Genomic DNA, 19436 nt, shown 5'->3' with positions numbered 1-19436 from the left:
GACCGCTCACCACGCATCGACCCGGCCGCTTCATTCGAGGCGGCCGGGTTCTCAAATCAAAAAGACCAACCGGAAACGCTTGAGGGAGAGTGCCGATGGCCGCCTATGATCTCAAAACGCTGAAGGCCGACATCAAGTCGGGCGACATCGACACCGTGCTCGTCTGTTTCCCCGACATGCAGGGCCGCCTGATCGGCAAGCGCTTCCAGGCGGAATTCTTCGTCGAGGGCGCGCTCGACGAGACCCATGGATGTGACTACCTGCTCGCCAATGACATCGATATGGAGCCGGTGCCGGGCTACGATGTCGCCAACTGGCAGCGCGGCTACGGCGATTTCGTCATGAAGCCGGATCTCTCGACGCTGATGAAGGCGCACTGGCTGGAAGGCACCGCGATCGTTCTTTGCGATCTGGTCGATCACCACCATCACGACCCCGTGCCGCATTCGCCGCGCGCGATTCTCAAGAAGCAGCTCGAGCGGCTCGATGCGCTGGGCCTCACGGCGAATTTCGCATCAGAGCTCGAATTCTACCTCTTCGACGAGGACTACCGCACGATCCACGAGAAGGGCTTCCGCGGCCTCAAGACGGCCGGCTACTACATCGAGGATTACCACATCTTCCAGACCACCAAGGAAGAGCCGGTGATGCGCGAGATCCGCCGCAAGCTGCAGGCGTCGGGCATTCCGATCGAGAACTCCAAGGGCGAGTGGGGCCCGGGCCAGGAAGAGATCAACGTCCGCTACGCCGACGCGCTGACCATGGCCGACCGTCACGTGGTGATGAAGAACGCCATCAAGGAAATCGCCTATGCCCAGGGCAAGGCCGTCACCTTCATGGCCAAGTGGGATTACGGGCTCGCCGGTTCGTCGAGCCACGTCCACATGTCGCTCGCCAAGGACGGCAAGAACGCCTTCGTCGATGAAAACGACAAGCTCGGTATGTCGAAGCTGATGAAGCACTATGTGGCGGGCCTGCTCAAATACGCTGCCGACATCACCGTGCTTCTTGCGCCCTATGTGAATTCCTACAAGCGCTTCCAGGCCGGCACGTTCGCGCCGACCAAGGCGATCTGGAGCGGCGACAACCGCACGGCGGGCTTTAGGCTTTGCGGCGAGAACACAAAGGGCGTGCGCATCGAATGCCGCATCGGCGGCGCCGACCTGAACCCCTATCTCGCCTATGCGGGCATGATCGCCGCCGGCCTCAAGGGCATCGAGGACGAACTTGAGCTCGATCCGCCCTATACCGGCGACGCCTATAGCGGCGAAAAGCTCCCGCAAATCCCGAAGACGCTGCGCGCCGCGATCTCCGCGTTTCGCGGATCCTCGATGCTGAAAGGCGCGCTCGGCGAACAGGTCATCGCGCACTACGCCCACACCGCCGACTGGGAGCAGCTCGAATACGACCGACGGGTGACCGATTGGGAAATCAAGCGCGGTTTCGAGCGGTGTTGAAAACTGTTGCGCGCCACCCCTTGGAGCGCACCCAACATCGGAATAAGGCAATCGGCACTCTTTTGCGCGGCGCGGGCCGCGCTGCCTGCTGACAAGGAAGAAGTCCCATGACCGAACTGGTCAAGCTCATTTCACCCGTGGATGGCTCCGTCTACGCCGAGCGGCCCTATGCCGAGCAGGCCGAGATCGAGCGCGCCGTCGAAGCCGCCAAGACCGCCCGCCTCGCCTGGCGCGAGACGACACTCGGCGAACGCGCCAAGATCATGACCCACTTTGCCGACGCACTCATCGCCATGAACGAGGAGATCGTGCCGGAACTCGCTTGGCAGATGGGCCGGCCGGTGCGCTATGGCGGCGAGAAGGGCGGCGTCGAAGAACGTGCCCGCCACATGATCGCCATCGCCGAGAAGGCGCTGTCGCCGATCGAATTGCCGGAGAAGCCCGGCTTCATCCGCCATATCGCGCGCGAACCCGTCGGCACCGTGCTGGTCATCGCGCCGTGGAATTACCCATACCTCACCGCCGTCAACTCCATCGTCCCGGCGCTGATGGCCGGCAACGCCGTCATTCTGAAACATGCGAGCCAGACGCTGCTTGTCGGCGAGCGCTTCCAGCTTGCCGCCGACCGCGCCGGCCTGCCGAAGGGGCTCTTCCAGAACCTCGTTCTCAGCCACCGCGACACCGAGCATCTTATCGGCTCGGGCCGCATCGACCACATCGTCTTCACCGGCTCCGTCGAAGGCGGCCGCGCGATCGAGCGGGCCGCGGCCGGCACCTTCGCCACGCTCGGCCTTGAGCTCGGCGGCAAGGATCCCGCCTTCGTCCGCGCCGATGCCGATCTCGACCAAACGGTCGACAATCTCGTCGACGGCGCTTTCTTCAATTCCGGCCAGAGCTGCTGCGGCATCGAGCGCATCTATGTCGATCGCGCGCTCTATCCGGAGTTTCTGGAGCGGTTCGTCGCAAGCGCCAAGGGCTGGAAGCTCGGCAATCCCTTCGATGCCGACACCGTCGTCGGCCCCATGGCGCGTGGTTCGTTCGCCGATCACGTGCGCGCGCAGACGGCCGAAGCGATCCGCAAGGGCGCGGTCACGCATCTCGATACCCACGACGAGCGCGATCGCGAAGGCTCGCCCTATCTCGCCCCGCAGGTCCTCTCCAACGTCGATCACCAGATGGCGGTGATGCGCGAGGAGAGCTTCGGCCCGGTCATCGGCATCATGCAGGTCGCCGACGACGAGGAGGCGATCACGCTGATGAACGACAGCCCCTACGGTCTTACCGCCTCCATCTGGACCCGCGATCTCGATGCTGCCGCAAGGCTCGGTGCGCGCGTGGAGACGGGCACCGTTTTCGCCAATCGCTGCGACTATCTCGATCCGAGCCTCGTCTGGACGGGCGTCAAGGACACCGGCAAGGGCGGCGCGCTGTCGGAGGTCGGCTACCAGATGCTGACCCAACCGAAATCCTTCCATCTCAAGAAGATTTGAGTTCAAGACATGACTGTCAAAGCCAACTGGAACTACCCGACCGCCGTCCGCTTCGGCGCCGGCCGCATCGCCGAGTTGCCCGACGCGCTGAAGGCGAGCGGCATTTTTAAGCCCTTGCTCGTCACCGATGCGGGCCTTGCCAATCTGCCCGTCACGCAATCGACGCTGAAGATCCTGGAAGATGCGGGCATCCCATGCGCGCTCTTTTCCGACGTGAAGCCGAACCCGATTGCCGCCAATGTCGAAGCCGGCATCAAGGTGCTGCGCGACGGCGGCCATGACGGCGTCATCGCGTTTGGCGGCGGCTCGGGCCTCGATGCGGCCAAGGTCATCGCCTTCATGGCCGGCCAGACCCGTCCTATGTGGGATTTCGAGGACGTCGGCGACTGGTGGACCCGCGCCGATCCTGCCGGCATCCTGCCGATCATCGCCGTGCCGACCACCGCCGGCACCGGCTCCGAGGTCGGCCGCGCCGGCGTCATCACCGATGAGACGACCCACACCAAGAAGGTGATCTTCCACCCGCTGATGATGCCGAAGATCGTTATCTGCGATCCCGAACTCACCGTCGGCATGCCCCGCTTCATCACCATCGGCACCGGCTTAGACGCGCTCGCCCACTGCCTCGAAGCCTATTGCGCACCCGGTTACCACCCGATGGCCGAGGGCATCGCGGTCGAAGGCATGCGCCTCGTCTTCGAAAATCTCGAGAAGGTCGCCGCCGACCCGAACGACATTGAGGCGCGCGGTCATCTGATGAGCGCGGCCGCCATGGGCGCCACTGCGTTCCAAAAGAGCCTCGGCGGCATCCATGCGCTGTCCCATCCCGTCGGCGCGCTCTACGACACCCATCACGGCATGACCAACGCCGTCTTCATGCCTTACGTGCTGGTCGAGAACCGCGAAGCGATCGAAACGAAGATCGCCAGGCTGTCCGCCTTCCTCGGCATGGAAGCCTCCTTCGATGCCTTCCTCGATGCCGTTCTCAAGCTGCGCAAGACGCTCGACGTGCCGCACACGCTCGGCGACTTCAAGGTTGGCACTGACAAGCGCGACCAGATCGCCGACATGGCGATCGTCGATCCGACCGCTGGCGGCAACCCGATCGAGCTGACGCGCGAGCGCGCGCTTTCGATCTTCGACCGCGCCGTCGACGGCAGGCTGTGAGCGAAACGGCCGGCGCCCTTGTCGCCGGCCGCCTTTCTGTGTCTTAAAGCAGCCAGACGAGCGCGCACGAAGGAAGGGCCATAGCCATGGACGGCGTCACCATCATCGATCACCCGCTGGTGCAGCACAAACTGACGATCATGCGCTCCAAGGACACGTCGACGGCAAGCTTCCGCCGGCTGCTGCGCGAGATCTCGACGCTGCTCTGCTACGAGGTGACGCGCGATCTCGAACTCACCATGGAGACGATCGAGACGCCGCTGATGGAAATCCAGGCGCCGAAACTCGAGGGCAAGAAGCTCGTCTTCGCCTCCATTCTGCGCGCTGGCAACGGCCTGCTCGAAGGCATGCTCGATCTCGTGCCCTCGGCCCGTGTCGCTCATATCGGCGTCTACCGCGACCACGAGACGCTGGAAGCGATCGAATATTACTTCAAGGCGCCGGAAGACGTCGTCAACCGCCTCGTCATCGTCGTCGATCCGATGCTCGCGACCGGCAATTCCTCCATTGCCTCCATCGACAAGCTGAAGGAGCGCGGCGCGCGCAACATCCGCTTCCTCTGCCTGCTTGCCGCCCCGGAAGGCATCAGGAACTTCCAGGAAGCCCATCCCGACGTGCCGATCTACACCGCCTCCGTCGACAGCCATCTCAACGAAAAAGGCTACATCGTCCCCGGCCTCGGCGATGCCGGTGACCGCATGTACGGCACGAAATAGCGCCAATCCTGCAAGCTCGCTTTACGCTCCGTTGACTCCGATCACAGGCGGGCGGCGGCGGATGTCGCCGCGTTAGGGCCTTCTTAGCGATGCCATGGTGTGCTGGCGCCTTCAATTGAAGGGGCGGGAACCATGCTCAAACTGGTCGTCTGGACAGTCGTCGGCGCAAGCGTCGTGGCCGCCATTCCGCACTATGCGTCACAGTTTCAGGATCGGCTGGCCGATCGCCAGTCCGCCGAAGCCCAGCTTGCCGTCGGCGATCTCGCGCGGGTACAGGACAGTGTCACTGCCTCCGCCGCCCAGCCCACCTATCAGGCAAGCTACGCCGCAGGCCGCAGCATCCGCCTGAGCGCCGATGCCAGCGGCCATTTCGTCGGTGATTTTCGCGTCAACGGAACGCCACTCGAAGGCTTGATCGATACCGGAGCGACCTATGTCGCGGTCAACCAGTCCACGGCGCGCCGACTCGGCGTTCAGCTTTCGCCGGCGGACTTCGTCTACGGCGTCCAGACGGCCAATGGCGAGACCAAGGCGGCAAAGGTCCTGCTGGACCACGTCCAGGTCGGCTCGCTGCGCGTCGAAGACGTGGAAGCCTTCGTCCTTCAGGACCAGAACATCTCCATCAACCTGATCGGCATGAGCTTTCTGAACAAGCTGAAGAGCTTCCAGGTCGCCAATGGCGAGATCCTGCTGGTCAATTAGTTCAGACGACGAAGCGCCGTTCAGTCGGCGATCCGCATCATCACCGCGTCGTTGATCGAGGCTGTGCCGTCGCCGATCGTGTAGGCGGCGATGACGGCGGCTTGCGCTTCCGCGGCCTCTTTCTCGGTGCGCGCATGGACGCGGGCGATCGGATCACCCGGCTGCAGAACGGTCCCGAGCGCGACGAGCTGGTCGAGGCCGACCGCGTGATCGACCGTGTCGGCTGCGCGCCGACGCCCGCCGCCAAGCGTCACGACGGCAAGGCCGACGCCGCGGGTGTCGATGGCGAGCACGGTTCCTGCCTGTGGAGCTGCGATATCGCGGACGATCACGGCCTTCGGCAGGTGGCGGTCCATCGACTCGACGAAATCAGCTGGCCCGCCGAGCGCCGTCACCATCGCCTGGAATTTTTCCGTCGCCGCGCCGTTTTCGAGTGTCTTGCGGGCGATGTTCGCCGCTTCGCCGTGAGAGCCGGCCTGGCCGGAGCGCAGCAGCATCTCGGAAGCAAGCGCCAGCGTCACATCGAGGAGCCGCGTGTCGCGGTGCGCGCCGGTAAGGAAATCGACGGCGTTGCGCACTTCCACGGCATTGCCGGCGGCCGAAGCGAGCGGCTGGTCCATCGCCGTGATCAGCGCGCTGGTCGAAAGGCCTGCGGCATTGGCGACATCGACGAGCGAGCGCGCCAGCGTCTCGGCCTTCTTCGGGTCGTCCATGAAGGCGCCGTTGCCGCATTTGACGTCGAGAACCAGCGAGCCGAGCCCCGCGGCGAGCTTCTTCGAGAGGATCGAGGCCGTGATAAGCGGCACCGATTCCACCGTCGCCGTTACGTCGCGGATGCCGTAGAAGCGCTTGTCGGCAGGTGCAAGGCGACCTGTCTGGCCGATGATGGCGCAGCCCACCTCGTCCACCGTGCGGCGGAAAAGCGCGTTGTCCGGAATGACGGAATAGCCTGGGATCGATTCCATCTTGTCGAGCGTGCCGCCCGTGTGGCCGAGCCCGCGGCCGGAAATCATCGGCACCGCGACGCCACAGGCAGCTAAGATCGGCGCAAGCATCAGCGAGACATTGTCGCCGACGCCGCCCGTCGAATGTTTGTCGGAAACGGGCCGGTCGATGTCCGGCCAGGCCAGAACGTCGCCGGAATCGCGCATCGCAAGCGTCAGCGCCACCGTCTCGTCGCGCGAAAGTCCGTTGAAGAAGACGGCCATGGCAAAGGCCGCAATCTGGCCCTCGGTGATCGTCTCGTCGGTGATTCCGGCAACGAAGGCGGCGATGTCCTTTTCATCCAGCGTCTGGCGGTCGCGCTTGCGGCGGATGAATTCCTGCGGAAGGAGGCTCAATAGGATGCCTCCGGGCCGGTTGCGGCAGCCACGCCTGTCAGCTTGGCGCGGATGTCGCCGAGAAGGCCCGATGCGCCGAAGCGGAATGTGTCCGGTGTCGGCCAGCCTTCACCCATGATCGCTTCCGCCTGGGCGAGATAGCGCGAGGCATCCTCAACCGTGCGCACGCCACCCGCCGCCTTGAAACCGACTGCCTTGCCGCTGTCCTTGATGGCGGTGACCATGATTTCGGCCGCTTCCGGCGTCGCGTTGACCGTCACCTTGCCGGTCGAGGTCTTGATGAAGTCGGCGCGCGCCTCGATCGCAAGTTCCGACGCCCGGCGAATGAGCGCCGGATCGACGAGCTCGCCCGTTTCGAGAATTGTCTTCAGGAGAACCGGTTCGGCGCACACTTCGCGGATCGCCTCGACCATCGCTGAAACCGACGTCTCGTCGCCAGAAAGCACCGCGCGATAGGGAATGACGAGATCGATCTCGTCGGCGCCGTCGGCGATCGCCTCGACGGTCTCCACGACCACATCCGAAACGGCCAAGTCGCCGGAGGGAAAGTTCACCACGGTCGCGATCTTCACCGCGCTGTCCGGCCCGAGAATGCCGCGCGCTTGCGCCACGAAGCGTGGCCAGATGCAGATCGCCGCGGCATGATCGTCGCCGACGAACGCATCGCGGCAGAGCGCGTCGATCGCATCCGGCGTGCAGTTGTCCGTCAGATCGGTGAGATCCAGCATGGAAAGCGCCCGCTTGGCCGCAATGTGCATGTCTTCGGCCATGGTCAGTTCTCTTTTCGCAACAATTCGCTCAGCACGCGTCCGAGCCGTTCGCCGCCGATCGGCGCCATGTCCTTGGTTTCCTGGTGGCTGAGTTCGCCACCGGTCATGCCGGCCCCGAGATTGGTGATGACGGACGCCGCCGCCACCTTCAGTCCGAGGAAGCGGGCGAGGATCACTTCGGGTACGGTCGACATGCCGACGGCGTCCGCGCCGAGAATCCGCGCCATGCGGATTTCCGCCGGCGTCTCGAAGCTCGGGCCCGAAAACCACATGTAGATGCCGTCATGCAGCGTTACGCCGACACGGCTCGCCGCAGCCTGCATCGCCGCGCCTAGCTCTGCGTCGTAGGCGCTCGTCATGCCGACGAAGCGTGCGTCGCTTTCCTCGCCGATCAGCGGGTTCAGGCCGGAATAGTTGATGTGGTCCGAAATCCGCATCACCGAGCCGGGCGGCATGTCCTCGCGCACCGAACCGGCGGCATTGGTGAGGATCAGCGTCTTGATGCCGAGCGCACGCAGCGTCTCCAGCACCGGACGCATCGCGTCGGCGTCGCCCTTTTCGTAATAATGCACCCGTCCGGCCAGCATCAGCACCGGCGTGCCGGAAAGCGTGCCGCCCACGAGCCGCCCCGCATGGCCCGAAACGCCGCCGCGCGGAAAGCCGGCGATCGTTTCGTAAGGCACAGAGACCGCGCCTTCCAACTGATCGACGAGGCCGCTCAGGCCCGAGCCGAGCACGATCGCCGTTTCGGGCTTCAGTCCGCCCAGCTTCTCGTTGAGGATTTCGGCCGCGTATCTCACTTCAGGACCTCGGTCTCGAACGCCATCGGCAGCAGGTCGGCAAGCGTCACGGTCTCGACCACGCCGGTGTCGTCGCAGAGATAAACCTTTGTTGCCGGCGTGCCGAATTCCGCGAGCCGCTGGCGGCAGCCGCCGCAGGGCGTGCACTTCGCCATCTTTTGCGCGATCACGGCGACCTCGGTGATCTTGCCGGCCCCGGCCATCACCATGTGGCCGATCGCGGTCGTCTCCGCGCACCAGCCCTCGGGGTAGGAGATCACCTCGATATTGGCGCCGGCGTAGATTTTGCCGTCCTCGGCGCGGATCGCGGCGCCGACCGGAAATTTCGAATAGGGAGCATGCGCCCGCGCCATGGCATCGCGGGCCGCCAGGAACAGATCCTCAGCCATCGGTCTATCTTTCTTTCACGTAGGGGACGCCGCCGGCCTTCGGCGGCTCGGCCTTGCCGATGAAGCCCGCAAGCAGGATCACCGTCAAAATGTAGGGCAGGGCCTGGATGAACTGCACCGGCACCGGTCCGATGATCGGCAGCGGCTGGCCCTGCAGGCGGATGCCCATAGCGTCGAGGAAGCCGAAGAGCAGGCAGGCATACATGATCGGCACCGGCCGCCATTTGGCGAAGATCAGCGCGGCGAGCGCGATATAACCCTTGCCGGCCGTCATGTTCTTCACGAAGCCGGCCGTCAGCGCCATGGAGAGATAGGCGCCGGCAAAGCCGCAGAGAATGCCGCAGCAGATCACGGCCCGGTAGCGCAGCCAGGTCACCGAGATCCCCGCAGTGTCGACCGCGCCTGGGTTCTCGCCAACGGCCCGAAGCCTCAAGCCGAAGCGCGTGCGATAGAGCACCCACCAGGCGAAGGGTACCATCGCAAAGGCGAAATAGGTCAGCCAGAAATGCCCCGACAGGATGTCGGAATAGATCGTGCCGAGCACCGGCACGTCGGCAACCGCCTGCGCAAACGGCAGGTCGATCGTGGTGAAGCGCGCGTCGCCCGAAAGCGCCGGCGTGCGGCCGCCCTGCGCGAACCACGCCTGGCCGAGAATGACCGTCGTTCCCATGGCGATGAAGTTGATGGCGACGCCCGAAACGATCTGGTTGCCGCGCTGCGTGATCGAGGCATAGCCATGCACGAGCGACAGCGCGACCGAGACGACGAGCGCCGCCAAAAGCCCCATTAGTGCGGAGGAGAAAACCGCCGCCGCGGCGCCGCCCGCAAAGGCCGCGCCGAGCATCTTGCCTTCAAGCCCGATGTCGAAAATGCCCGACCGTTCCGAAAACAGGCCGGCAAGCGCTGCGAGCAGCAGCGGCACGGACAGGCGGATGGTGGATTCGATGGTGAGAACGACGATATCCATCAGCCCGCACTCCCCACGCTTACAGGCTTCGTCTTGGCCGCCCTGGCGCCGAAGAAGCGCGAAATGGCCGGCCGGAAGGTGTTTTCCAATGCGCCGGCGAAGAGGATCACGAGGCCCTGGATGATGACGATCATGTCGCGCGAGATTTCCGGCATTTCGAATGAGATCTCGGCGCCGCCCTGGTAGAGCATGCCGAAGAGGATCGCCGCCGGGATGATGCCGGCCGGATGCGAGCGGCCCATCAGCGCCACCGCGATGCCGACGAAGCCGGCGCCCGCGACGAAATCGAGCTGCATGCGGCCCTGCTCGCCCATGATCGGGTTCAGCGCCATCATGCCGGCTAGCGCGCCGGAGATCAGCATGGCGATGATGATGATCCGGCTGTCCTTGATGCCGGCGTAGCGCGCGGCCTTTTCCGAGAATCCCATGGTGCGGATTTCATAGCCGAGCTTCGTGCGCCAGATCAGCACCCAGACGAAGACGGCCGCGGCGAGCGCCAGAAGAAACGACACGTTGAACGGCGCGCCGCCGATATCGAGCCCGAAGATCGCCATCAGCCAGTCGAGCTGCGGCAGCTGCCCGCCCTCGCCGAAGGTGCGCGTCTGCGGCGACATGGTGCCGGCCGGCTTCATCACCTCGACGAGCAGATAGATCATCACGCTCGACGCGATGAAGTTGAACATGATCGTGGTGATGACGATGTGGCTGCCGCGCTTGGCGCGCAGGTAGGCCGGAATGAAGGCCCATGCCGCACCGAAAAGCGCCGCGCCGATCGTCGCCACGATGAAGGTCAGGTACCAGGGCAGGATCGTGTCGAAGGTCAGGCACGCGAGCGCCACGCCGATGCCGCCGATATAGGCCTGGCCCTCGCCGCCGATGTTGAAGAGCTTGCAGTGAAAAGCGACCGCGACCGCCAGCCCCGTGAAGATGAACGTCGTCGCGTAATAGAGCGTATAGCCGATGCCTTCGCCATAGCCGAAGGCGCCGTCGACCAGAAGCGTCGCCGCGCGGATCGGGCTCTGGCCGACGAGAAGCACGACAAGACCGGCAACGGCAAACGCGACGATCAGGTTGATGAGCGGGATGAGGACATATTCCACCCATCCCGGAAGTTTTGCATATGGGGTGGCCATTGAACTACTCCGCCGCCTCCCGGTCTTCCTCGATGCCCGCCATCAGCAGGCCGAGATCGTCTTCGCCCGCTTCGCCGTCGCGCTCGCCGACGACCCGGCCGGCGAACATCACGAGGATGCGGTCCGAGAGCGCGCGGATTTCGTCGAGCTCGACGGAGACGAGGAGAACGGCTTTGCCGGCATCGCGCATCTCGATGATGCGCTTGTGAATGAATTCGATGGCGCCGACATCGACGCCGCGCGTCGGCTGCCCGATGATCAGCACGTCGGGATCCTGCTCGATCTCGCGCGCCAGAACCACCTTCTGCTGATTGCCGCCGGAGAAGTTGGCGGTCTTCAGCCGGGCATTCGCCGGGCGGATGTCATAGGCCTTGATCTTCGCCTCCGCATCCTTGCGGATCGCGTCGACGTTCAGAAAGGCCCCGTTCAGATAGGCGTCCTGGTTGTGGTAGCCGAGGATGGCGCTTTCGGCCTCCTCGAACTCGAGGATCAGGCCCATATGGTGCCGGTCTTCCGGCACATGGGCGAGGCCGCGGCGGCGCAGTTCGGCAGGGTCCGCCTTGCCCGAAATGTCGACCGGCTTGCCGTTGAGATAGACCTCGCCTCCCGACGCCGTGCGGATACCGGCGATCGTCTCCAGAAGCTGCGACTGGCCGTTTCCGGCAACGCCCGCGATCCCAACGATCTCGCCAGCACGCACGTCGAGCGACACGTTGTCGACCACCGTCACGCCGCGCGAATCCTTGACCGTGAGATTGCGCACCGAAAGCTTCACGTCACCGGGATTGGCGGGGCCTTTTTCGACGCGCAGCAGAACGCGGCGGCCGACCATCAGGCTCGCAAGCTCTTCTACGGAGGTGTCTGCCGTCTGCCTTGTGCCGACCAGTTCGCCCTGGCGCATGACGGACACCTCGTCGGTGATCGCCATGATCTCGCGAAGCTTGTGCGTGATGAAGATGATCGTCTTTCCCTGGTCCTTGAGCTGGCCGAGGATGCGGAAGAGGTGGTCGGCTTCCGGCGGCGTCAACACGCCGGTCGGCTCGTCGAGGATGAGGATTTCCGCCCCGCGATAGAGCGCCTTCAGGATTTCCACGCGCTGCTGCAGGCCGACGGGCAGTTCCTCGATCACCGCGTCCGGATCGACTTCCAGCGCGTAGTCGCGCTCCAGCCGCTTCAGTTCGGCGCGGGCCCGCGCAATGCCCTTGTTCAGGATCGCGCTGTCTTCGGCGCCGAGCATGATGTTCTCGAGCACCGTGAAATTGTCGACCAGCATGAAGTGCTGGTGGACCATGCCGATGCCGGCGGCGATCGCCTCGTTCGGATTGGTGATCTTGCGCTTGGTGCCGTCGACCAGGATCTCGCCGCTGTCGGCCTCGTAGAAGCCGTAGAGGATCGACATCAGCGTCGACTTGCCTGCGCCGTTCTCGCCGATGATGCCGTGAATGGTACCCTTGCGGACCTTCAGGCTGATGTCCTTGTTGGCATGCACGAGCCCGAAGCGCTTGTTGATGCCGATAAGTTCGATCGCTGTTTCGTTCATGTCCGCCTTGGCCAAACCGCTTTGGTCGTCAGGATTATCGACATCTTGCTGAGCGCCGCCTGCTGCGCAAGGAGAGGTTTGCCACTCTCGACAGTTCTTCGCATAAAGTCCAGTTGGGCCGCGCACGGGCCGGGTAACGATGAAGCCGCGTGCAGGCAAGGTAAAACCGCTCACGATCGGGTGAATTCATGCAGAGAGCCGAACCGCGGCGGCGCGACGACTACCGCCTTTTCCGACCGCTTCAGACAAGATGGGCCGACAATGATGCCTACGGGCACATGAACAATGTCGTGCATTACGCCCTGTTCGATACGGCCATCAACGGCTGGTTGGTCGAAAAGGAGCTCCTCGATATCGCCCGCGGCGAGGTCGTCGGGCTCGTGGTCGAAACCGGTTGCAGCTATTTCAGCGAAATGGCCTTTCCTGATCCGGTCACGGCTGGCATAGCCGTCACGCGCATCGGCACGTCGTCCGTCACCTACCGCATCGGCCTCTTTCGCGGCGACGAGGGCGTCGAGGCGGCACAGGGCCGGTTCACCCATGTCTATGTGGATCGCGAAAGCCGCAAACCGCAGCCGCTCGATGCGCGCTGGCGGACCATCCTCGAGGAGATTTCGCTATGAGCGCCGATCTGGAAAACCGTTTGACTGCGCTGGAAGAACTCGCCGCGCACCAGGCGAAGACGATCGAGGATCTGTCGGACGAGCTGGCCAAACAGTATCAGGTCACCGACAGGCTGACGCGCCAGGTCGAGGCGATCGCGCAGCGCTTCATGGCGATCGAGGAACAAAGCAGCGGGCCCGTTCCAGTCACCAGACCCCCGCATTATTGAAGATGCGGAACGGGTTGTGGCTCAGTTGTGGCCCTTCAGCCCCAGCACGTCGATCATCGAATAGAGCCCCGGCTGCTGGCGGCTGGCCCAAAGCGCGGCCTTGACTGCGCCGCGCGCGAAGATCGCCCGGTCGGTTGCCTTGTGGGTCAGCTCGATCGTTTCGCCTTCGCCGGCGATCAGCACCGTGTGCTCGCCGACCACCGAACCGCCGCGCAGCGTCGCAAAGCCGATCGTGCCCTCAGGCCGTGCGCCCGTATGTCCGTCGCGCACCCGCACGCTCTTTTCAACAAGATCGATCGCCCGGCCGTGGGCGGCCGCCTTGCCGAGCAGCAGCGCGGTGCCGGATGGTGCATCCACCTTATGCCGGTGGTGCATCTCCAGCACCTCGATGTCCCAGTCGGCTGCTTCGAGAGCGCGCGCGGCTTCTTCCACCAGCACCGCGAGAAGATTCACGCCGAGGCTCATATTGCCGGACTTGACGATCCGCGCGCCGGTCGCCGCTTCGCGGATGGCAGCATCGTCGTCTTCCGAACAGCCCGTCGTGCCGATGATGTGGACGAGCCCATGGGTGGAGGCGCGGCGCGCCAGCGCAACCGTCGCCTCCGGGGCGGTGAAATCTAAAACGCCGTCGGCATCGGCAAGTGCGGCTTCCGGGTCGTCGGTGACGATCACGCCGTTTGCGCCCAAGCCCGCCAGCTGGCCGGCGTCCGCCCCGATCGAGGCGGCGCCCGGCCGATCGATCGCGCCGGCAAGCACCACGCCCGGAACGGCGTCGATGCTCTGGATCAGCGCGCGGCCCATGCGTCCGCCGGCACCGGCAACGACGAGCTTCAAATCCTTCATGTCGCTCATGGCTCAGATCCTCGTGTTGCTGACCGGTTGGGGCAAGGCCTCGCTCTCGTCGAAGCCGTCGATCCCCAGCATCTGCATGTTGTGGAAGCGTGCATAGATCCCGTCGGTCTTCGTGACCAGATCATCGTGCCGGCCTTCTTCGGCAACACGGCCCGCCTGCATGACGACGATCTTGTGAGCCCGCGCGATGGTCGATAGCCGGTGGGCGATCACGATCACCGTGCGGCCCTGCATGGCCGTTTCCAGTGCCCGCTGCACCAGCGCTTCCGATTCCGTGTCGAGCGCGGATGTCGCCTCGTCCAGCAGCAGGATCGGCGCATTACGCACCAGCGCCCGGGCAATCGACAGCCGCTGCCGCTGGCCACCGGAAAGGGTGATGCCGTTTTCGCCGACCGGCGTGTCGTAGCCGCGCGGCTGCGCCAGAATGAAATCATGCGCATTGGCCCGACGTGCGGCTTCCTCGATTTCTGCGTCGGTCGCATCCGGACGGCCATAGCGGATATTGTCGCGGATCGAGCCTTCGAAAAGATAAGGCTGCTGCGAGACGTAGGCGATCGCGGCCCGCAACGACTGCTTGGTGACGTCGGCGATGTCCTGCCCGTCGATCAGGATGCGGCCCGCGTCGGGATCGTAGAAGCGCGGCACGAGGCTGATGACCGTGGACTTGCCGGCACCCGAAGGCCCGACGAGCGCCGTCGTCCGCCCCGCATGCGCCGTGAAGGAGACGTCGCGCAGGATCGGGTCGCCCTGCTGGTAGGAAAAGCTTACCCCTTCGAGAACGACTTCGCCCTTGCCCATCACCAGCGGCTTGGCGTCGGGGCGATCGGCCTGCTGGGGTTGTATATCGAGGATTTCGTAGATCATGCGTGCATTGACGACGGCACGCTCGAGGTTCACCTGCAGTCGTGCAAGGCGCTTGGCAGGCTCGTAGGCGAGGAGCAGTGCCGTCACGAAGGCGAAGAACGCACCCGGCAAAACGTCGCCATAGATCGAACGGAACGCCGCATAGGCGAGCACGCCGGAAATCGCGAGGCCGGCCAGCGTTTCGGTCAGCGGCGACGTCCGCTCCGTCAGCCGGATGATGCGGTTCGCCCGCCCTTCGGCCGCATCGATCAGCCGGTTCATGCGTACACGGAGCACGTCTTCCATGGTGAAGGACTTCACGATGGTGATGCCCTGAACCGTCTCCTGCATGGCGGCCTGCACGCTGCTGTTCAGCTCCACCGCATCCCGCGTGGCACTTCTGAGCCGCTTGGAAATATAGCGCAGCGCCAGGAGAAGCGGCGGCGCGACCGTGAAGACGATCAGCGTCAACAGCCAGTCCTTCGACAGCATGACCCCGATGAGCGCGACCAGCGTCAGGAGATCGCGAGCCAACGACGTGATCGTCAGGTTCAAAACGTCGCGGATGCCGATCACGTTCTGGCTGATCTGCGCGGCGATCTGTGCCGACCGGTTGTCGCTGTAAAACCCGACGCTGAGCGCCATCAGCTGGTCGAAGAGCCGTTTCTGGTAGCGCGCGACGAGATTGTTGCCGACTTTGGCCAGAAGTACGGCCTGACCATAGGAAGCGAGGCCGCGCAACAGAAAGGCCGCGAAGATCGAACCGCAGATGAGCCAGACGATATCGGCCCGCTGATTGGCGAAGGCCTCGTTGATCACGATTTCCATGATCCAGGCGGTAAACGCCGTCGTCGCCGCCACGATCGCCAGAAAGATTGCCGCGAACACGTAGTCGCGAACGTAGTCGCGCCCATTCTCCGAAAGAATGCGCCTCAGCATCCCCATGACGGTATCTGGATCGAGCCGTGGCTTTTTGGTCGGTTCTGTCATGCGGTTGTCGGTTCGCACCCTGGAAACTGTGGCCGTTCGCTAAGCATTGCCGGCGTCTATAGACGCTTGGTCCCGCTTTGCCTATTGCAGTGCTGCCACGGCCCAGGCCAACGACCGGCGCCAACGGCCCGGGCCGGCATCCTCAGTCGCATCCTGGGCGGGTCGGTCTTTGCCCGCGCGGAAAACTCTTGCGTCGCTGGGCGAAGAGGACTATCTAGTCGTCAAAATTCTTGGTCATACGAGCAAGAGTGGGTTCCTGCCGGGGCCCGCTCTTTTTTGTTTCCATAGGCAGCCGCCGATCCGACCATTCTGCGGCGCGCCGCGCGAGCGACTGGCAGGCATGACTGAAACGCAAACATTATTCGATCCGAACGAAGACCGTCTCATCACCGAGACGGGCACCGACGCGCGCATTGCCGCGATCGTGGAGCCCGTTGTGCGCTCTCTCGACATGCGCCTGGTGCGCGTGCGCCTCTCGGGGCAGAACGGTCTGACGCTGCAGATCATGGCCGAGCGGCTCGACGGCATGATGACTGTCGAGGACTGCGAAGCGCTGTCGCGCGCCGTCTCGCCCGCGCTCGACGTCGATGATCCGATCGACAAGGCCTATCACCTGGAAGTTTCCTCGCCCGGCATCGACCGCCCGATGGTCCGCCGTGCCGATTTCGCCAACTGGCAGGGCCATGTGGTCAAGATCGAAACCTCGGTCCTCGTCGACAACCGCAAGCGCTTCCGTGGTAAGATCGCCTCGGTGAGCGAGGATGGTTTCCTCATGGAGCGCGATCAGGCGACCTACGGCGACGAGCCGACTGTTCATATCCCGTTCGTTGCCCTGGCCGACGCCAAGCTGATCCTGACCGACGAACTCATTCGCGAAGCACTTCAGGCCGACAAGGCCGCCAAGGCGGCGCGCGCCGCCAATGAAAACAATCCGCCCGAGTCCGACGAGGACGGCGGCGTAGACGACAACGAAGACATCTGACGGCCCTTTGAGGCCGCAATGACGAGCGGCGCCTTCGGTGGCGCCCATTCAGGGAGATATCCATGGCAGTCAGTGCAAACAGGCTCGAACTCTTGCAGATCGCCGACGCGGTCGCCCGCGAAAAGCTGATCGATCGCGAGATCGTCATCGACGCGATGGCCGATGCCATCCAGAAGGCAGCCCGCTCGCGCTACGGTCAGGAAACCGACATCCTTGCCGATATCAACCCGAAGACCGGCGAGATCAAGCTGCAGCGACGCCTGCTCGTCGTCGACAAGGTCGAGGACTATTCGACTCAGATCGCCCTTGAGCTGGCACGTGACCGCGACGAGAACATCCAGCTCGGTGACTATGTGACCGATCCGCTGCCGCCCATGGATTTCGGCCGCATCGCTGCTCAGTCGGCCAAGCAGGTCATCGTCCAGAAGGTCCGTGAAGCCGAGCGCGACAAGCAGTTCGACGAATACAAGGACCGCGTCGGCGAGATCGTCAACGGCACCGTCAAGCGCGTCGAATACGGCAACGTCATCGTCGATCTCGGCCGTGGCGAAGGCATCATCCGCCGCGACGAGACGATCCCGCGCGAAAACTTCCGTTATGGCGACCGCGTCCGCGCCTATGTCTACGACGTGCGCCGCGAGCAGCGCGGCCCGCAGATTTTCCTGTCGCGCACGCATCCGCAGTTCATGGTCAAGCTCTTCACCATGGAAGTGCCTGAAATATATGACGGCGTCATCGAGATCCGCTCGGTTGCCCGTGACCCCGGTTCGCGCGCCAAGATCGCCGTCATCTCCAATGACAGCTCCATCGATCCCGTCGGCGCCTGCGTCGGCATGCGCGGCAGCCGCGTCCAGGCGGTCGTCGGCGAGCTTCAGGGCGAGAAGATCGACATCATCCCGTGGAGCCACGATCCGGCTTCCTTCATCGTCAACGCCCTGCAGCCGGCCGAAGTCGCCAAGGTCGTTCTCGACGAAGATGCCGAGCGCATCGAAGTCGTCGTGCCGGACGAGCAGCTCTCGCTCGCCATCGGTCGCCGTGGCCAGAACGTGCGTCTCGCCTCGCAGCTGACCGGCTGGGATATCGACATCCTGACCGAGGAAGAGGAAAGCCAGCGCCGCCAGAAGGAATTCGTCGAGCGCTCGAACCTCTTCATGGAAGCCCTGAACGTCGACGAGATGGTCGGCCAGGTGCTGGCGTCCGAAGGCTTCAGCCAGGTCGAGGAAGTCGCCTATGTCGATCTCGACGAAATCGCCTCGATCGACGGTTTCGACGAAGACACCGCGCTGGAACTCCAGACCCGTGCCCGCGAGCACCTGGATCGCCTGGAAGCCGAGTTGGAAGCCAAGCGCGTTGAACTCGGCGTTTCCGACGATCTGAAGCAGATCCAGGGACTGACGACGCAGATGCTGGTCGCGCTCGGCGAGAACGAGGTCAAGTCGCTCGAAGATTTCGCCGGCTGTGCGGCTGACGACCTTGTTGGCTGGTCGGAGCGCAAGAACGGCGAGACCAAGCGGTTCGACGGCATTCTGAAGGACCACGACGTCTCTCGCGCCGATGCCGACGCGATGATCATCCAGGCTCGGCTGGCAGCAGGCTGGATCACCGAGGACGAAATCGCGACCGAGGAAGTGGCGGAAGACGCCGAAGCGGCCGAAGCCGTCGAAGAGGGTGCCGAGCAGGCCTGAGGCCTCACGGGTTTTGATGGACTGGAAAGCGGATCGTGGCCGAAAGGGTTGAGCCGATGAGCGAGCGCATGTGCATCGTCACGCGCGCAAGCGGCCCGACGGAAGGCCTGATCCGCTTCGTCGCGGCTCCGGATGGTACGCTCGTTCCGGATCTGAAGGAGCGGCTGCCCGGACGAGGTTGCTGGATCACGCCCGAGCGCGATGTCGTCGCGCTCGCCTTGAAGCGCCGTCTCTTCGCCAAGGCGCTCAAGGCCGAGGTGACGGTCGATCCGGATATGCCGGAAACGCTCGATCGCCTGTTGCGCGATCAGTTGCTCGGCATGATGGCCATGGCCCGCAAGGCCGGCCAGTTCGTCTCCGGCGCCACCAAGGTGGACAAGGCGGTGCGTTCCGGCGAGGCGCTGGCGGTCTTCCATGCCACCGACGCGGCCGAGGATGGCGTGCGCAAGATCGGTCAGGCGCGGCATTTCGCAGTCGAGATCGGCATTGATCCGATTGAAGCATTTCACCTCGTCAGCGCCGACGAGATGGCGTTTCATTTGGGCGAAGGCGCGTTAATCCATGCCGCAGCGCTTGCGGGACAGGCCGGTGAGGGTGTAGTGAAGCGCGCAAAGTTGCTCCATCGCTACCGCCACGGCTTGGCTAAGCCGTCAGATGGGGCTCTCAACGGTGGGACCGAACATGGCGAACTGGAATAGATGTGTGGCGTCGGCATGAGCCCGCGCCGTCGAGAATAGATCGAAACAGCGCTGCGCCGCCAACCCTGTCGCGCATCTCTGTT

At 64.1% G+C, this 19436-nt stretch carries 19 protein-coding genes; 10 read left to right on the top strand and 9 right to left on the bottom strand.

Going from position 1 to position 19436, the window contains the following annotated elements; genetic code table 11:
• Positions 1–95: 95 nt before the first annotated feature.
• From GC125_RS18650 to GC125_RS18630, 5 genes are all read left to right on the top strand, one after another.
• A complete protein-coding gene (locus tag GC125_RS18650; protein WP_151987026.1) occupies positions 96–1457 on the top strand; it encodes a glutamine synthetase family protein in 1362 nt (453 codons plus the stop codon).
• Positions 1458–1564: 107 nt separating this feature from the next.
• Positions 1565–2947, top strand: coding sequence for an aldehyde dehydrogenase family protein (locus tag GC125_RS18645; RefSeq protein WP_151987025.1), 1383 nt, complete (start codon positions 1565–1567; stop codon positions 2945–2947).
• A gap of 9 nt (positions 2948–2956) precedes the next feature.
• The gene (locus GC125_RS18640) at positions 2957–4114 is read left to right on the top strand and encodes an iron-containing alcohol dehydrogenase (RefSeq protein WP_151987024.1); all 1158 of its coding nucleotides are present in this window, start codon (positions 2957–2959) and stop codon (positions 4112–4114) included.
• 86 nt (positions 4115–4200) lie between these two features.
• Positions 4201–4830, top strand: a complete 630-nt coding sequence (upp, locus tag GC125_RS18635; protein ID WP_126007059.1) for a uracil phosphoribosyltransferase — start codon at positions 4201–4203, stop codon at positions 4828–4830.
• Between the two features lie 132 nt (positions 4831–4962).
• A complete protein-coding gene (locus tag GC125_RS18630) occupies positions 4963–5532 on the top strand; it encodes a retropepsin-like aspartic protease family protein (RefSeq protein WP_151987023.1) in 570 nt (189 codons plus the stop codon).
• A 20-nt stretch (positions 5533–5552) separates the two neighbouring features.
• Here the strand turns inward: GC125_RS18630 and deoA are convergent, their stop codons facing one another.
• Genes deoA through GC125_RS18595 form a run of 7 tightly spaced genes read right to left on the bottom strand, consistent with a single transcriptional unit; the run spans position 5553 to position 12471 of the window.
• Positions 5553–6872 carry a thymidine phosphorylase gene (gene deoA, locus GC125_RS18625; protein WP_151987022.1) on the bottom strand — a complete coding sequence of 440 codons (1320 nt, stop codon included), beginning with the start codon at positions 6870–6872 and terminating at the stop codon, positions 5553–5555.
• Positions 6869–7642: a deoxyribose-phosphate aldolase gene (gene deoC, locus GC125_RS18620; protein ID WP_151987021.1), complete on the bottom strand. Its 774-nt coding sequence runs from the start codon at positions 7640–7642 to the stop codon at positions 6869–6871. The genes deoA and deoC overlap by 4 nt, the downstream gene beginning before the upstream one ends.
• A gap of 2 nt (positions 7643–7644) precedes the next feature.
• Positions 7645–8442, bottom strand: coding sequence for a purine-nucleoside phosphorylase (locus tag GC125_RS18615; protein ID WP_151987020.1), 798 nt, complete (start codon positions 8440–8442; stop codon positions 7645–7647).
• Positions 8439–8831: a cytidine deaminase gene (locus GC125_RS18610; RefSeq protein ID WP_151987019.1), complete on the bottom strand. Its 393-nt coding sequence runs from the start codon at positions 8829–8831 to the stop codon at positions 8439–8441. Before GC125_RS18610 ends, GC125_RS18615 begins: the two co-directional genes overlap by 4 nt.
• A 4-nt stretch (positions 8832–8835) precedes the next feature.
• Positions 8836–9798, bottom strand: coding sequence for an ABC transporter permease (locus GC125_RS18605; protein ID WP_151987018.1), 963 nt, complete (start codon positions 9796–9798; stop codon positions 8836–8838).
• Positions 9798–10931, bottom strand: coding sequence for an ABC transporter permease (locus GC125_RS18600; RefSeq protein ID WP_151987017.1), 1134 nt, complete (start codon positions 10929–10931; stop codon positions 9798–9800). Before GC125_RS18600 ends, GC125_RS18605 begins: the two co-directional genes overlap by 1 nt.
• Positions 10932–10935: 4 nt before the next feature.
• Positions 10936–12471, bottom strand: coding sequence for an ABC transporter ATP-binding protein (locus GC125_RS18595; protein WP_151987016.1), 1536 nt, complete (start codon positions 12469–12471; stop codon positions 10936–10938).
• Positions 12472–12659: 188 nt separating this feature from the next.
• Here GC125_RS18595 and GC125_RS18590 point away from each other — a divergent pair, with 188 nt between their 5' ends.
• Both GC125_RS18590 and GC125_RS18585 read left to right on the top strand, forming a co-directional pair.
• Positions 12660–13094: an acyl-CoA thioesterase gene (locus tag GC125_RS18590; RefSeq protein ID WP_151987015.1), complete on the top strand. Its 435-nt coding sequence runs from the start codon at positions 12660–12662 to the stop codon at positions 13092–13094.
• Positions 13091–13303, top strand: a complete 213-nt coding sequence (locus tag GC125_RS18585) for a SlyX family protein (protein ID WP_151987014.1) — start codon at positions 13091–13093, stop codon at positions 13301–13303. Before GC125_RS18590 ends, GC125_RS18585 begins: the two co-directional genes overlap by 4 nt.
• A 21-nt stretch (positions 13304–13324) precedes the next feature.
• Here GC125_RS18585 and dapB read toward each other — a convergent pair whose 3' ends face one another.
• Both dapB and GC125_RS18575 read right to left on the bottom strand, forming a co-directional pair.
• Positions 13325–14155, bottom strand: coding sequence for a 4-hydroxy-tetrahydrodipicolinate reductase (dapB, locus tag GC125_RS18580; RefSeq protein ID WP_151987013.1), 831 nt, complete (start codon positions 14153–14155; stop codon positions 13325–13327).
• A gap of 3 nt (positions 14156–14158) precedes the next feature.
• Positions 14159–15988 (bottom strand): ABC transporter ATP-binding protein, encoded by a 1830-nt coding sequence (locus GC125_RS18575; protein ID WP_151987012.1) that lies wholly within the window; start codon positions 15986–15988, stop codon positions 14159–14161.
• 340 nt (positions 15989–16328) lie between these two features.
• Between GC125_RS18575 and rimP the strand changes: the two genes are divergently transcribed.
• The 3 genes from rimP (at position 16329) to GC125_RS18560 (ending at position 19353) form a co-directional block, all read left to right on the top strand.
• Positions 16329–16970 carry a ribosome maturation factor RimP gene (gene rimP / locus GC125_RS18570; RefSeq protein ID WP_151987011.1) on the top strand — a complete coding sequence of 214 codons (642 nt, stop codon included), beginning with the start codon at positions 16329–16331 and terminating at the stop codon, positions 16968–16970.
• A gap of 62 nt (positions 16971–17032) precedes the next feature.
• On the top strand, positions 17033–18655 hold the full coding sequence (nusA, locus tag GC125_RS18565; protein WP_151987010.1) for a transcription termination factor NusA: 1623 nt from the start codon (positions 17033–17035) through the stop codon (positions 18653–18655).
• 56 nt (positions 18656–18711) lie between these two features.
• Positions 18712–19353, top strand: coding sequence for an RNA-binding protein (locus GC125_RS18560; RefSeq protein WP_151988079.1), 642 nt, complete (start codon positions 18712–18714; stop codon positions 19351–19353).
• The last annotated feature ends 83 nt before the right edge of the window (positions 19354–19436 follow it).

This window comes from Rhizobium sp. EC-SD404 (assembly GCF_902498825.1).
GTDB lineage: Bacteria > Pseudomonadota > Alphaproteobacteria > Rhizobiales > Rhizobiaceae > Georhizobium.
This window is presented reverse-complemented; position numbering and strand designations above follow the sequence as displayed.

What these genes read in the sequence shown, in the direction of transcription:
- GC125_RS18630 (WP_151987023.1), top strand. Translation starts at nt 4,963, where the DNA reads ATGCTCAAACTGGTCGTCTGGACAGTCGTCGGCGCAAGCGTCGTGGCC.
- GC125_RS18590 (WP_151987015.1), top strand. Translation starts at nt 12,660, where the DNA reads ATGCAGAGAGCCGAACCGCGGCGGCGCGACGACTACCGCCTTTTCCGA.
- GC125_RS18575 (WP_151987012.1), bottom strand. Translation starts at nt 15,988, where the DNA reads ATGACAGAACCGACCAAAAAGCCACGGCTCGATCCAGATACCGTCATG.
- GC125_RS18605 (WP_151987018.1), bottom strand. Translation starts at nt 9,798, where the DNA reads ATGGATATCGTCGTTCTCACCATCGAATCCACCATCCGCCTGTCCGTG.
- nusA (WP_151987010.1), top strand. Translation starts at nt 17,033, where the DNA reads ATGGCAGTCAGTGCAAACAGGCTCGAACTCTTGCAGATCGCCGACGCG.
- GC125_RS18595 (WP_151987016.1), bottom strand. Translation starts at nt 12,471, where the DNA reads ATGAACGAAACAGCGATCGAACTTATCGGCATCAACAAGCGCTTCGGG.
- dapB (WP_151987013.1), bottom strand. Translation starts at nt 14,155, where the DNA reads ATGAGCGACATGAAGGATTTGAAGCTCGTCGTTGCCGGTGCCGGCGGA.
- GC125_RS18650 (WP_151987026.1), top strand. Translation starts at nt 96, where the DNA reads ATGGCCGCCTATGATCTCAAAACGCTGAAGGCCGACATCAAGTCGGGC.
- upp (WP_126007059.1), top strand. Translation starts at nt 4,201, where the DNA reads ATGGACGGCGTCACCATCATCGATCACCCGCTGGTGCAGCACAAACTG.
- GC125_RS18640 (WP_151987024.1), top strand. Translation starts at nt 2,957, where the DNA reads ATGACTGTCAAAGCCAACTGGAACTACCCGACCGCCGTCCGCTTCGGC.
- GC125_RS18610 (WP_151987019.1), bottom strand. Translation starts at nt 8,831, where the DNA reads ATGGCTGAGGATCTGTTCCTGGCGGCCCGCGATGCCATGGCGCGGGCG.
- GC125_RS18645 (WP_151987025.1), top strand. Translation starts at nt 1,565, where the DNA reads ATGACCGAACTGGTCAAGCTCATTTCACCCGTGGATGGCTCCGTCTAC.
- deoC (WP_151987021.1), bottom strand. Translation starts at nt 7,642, where the DNA reads ATGGCCGAAGACATGCACATTGCGGCCAAGCGGGCGCTTTCCATGCTG.
- GC125_RS18600 (WP_151987017.1), bottom strand. Translation starts at nt 10,931, where the DNA reads ATGGCCACCCCATATGCAAAACTTCCGGGATGGGTGGAATATGTCCTC.
- rimP (WP_151987011.1), top strand. Translation starts at nt 16,329, where the DNA reads ATGACTGAAACGCAAACATTATTCGATCCGAACGAAGACCGTCTCATC.
- GC125_RS18560 (WP_151988079.1), top strand. Translation starts at nt 18,712, where the DNA reads ATGAGCGAGCGCATGTGCATCGTCACGCGCGCAAGCGGCCCGACGGAA.
- GC125_RS18585 (WP_151987014.1), top strand. Translation starts at nt 13,091, where the DNA reads ATGAGCGCCGATCTGGAAAACCGTTTGACTGCGCTGGAAGAACTCGCC.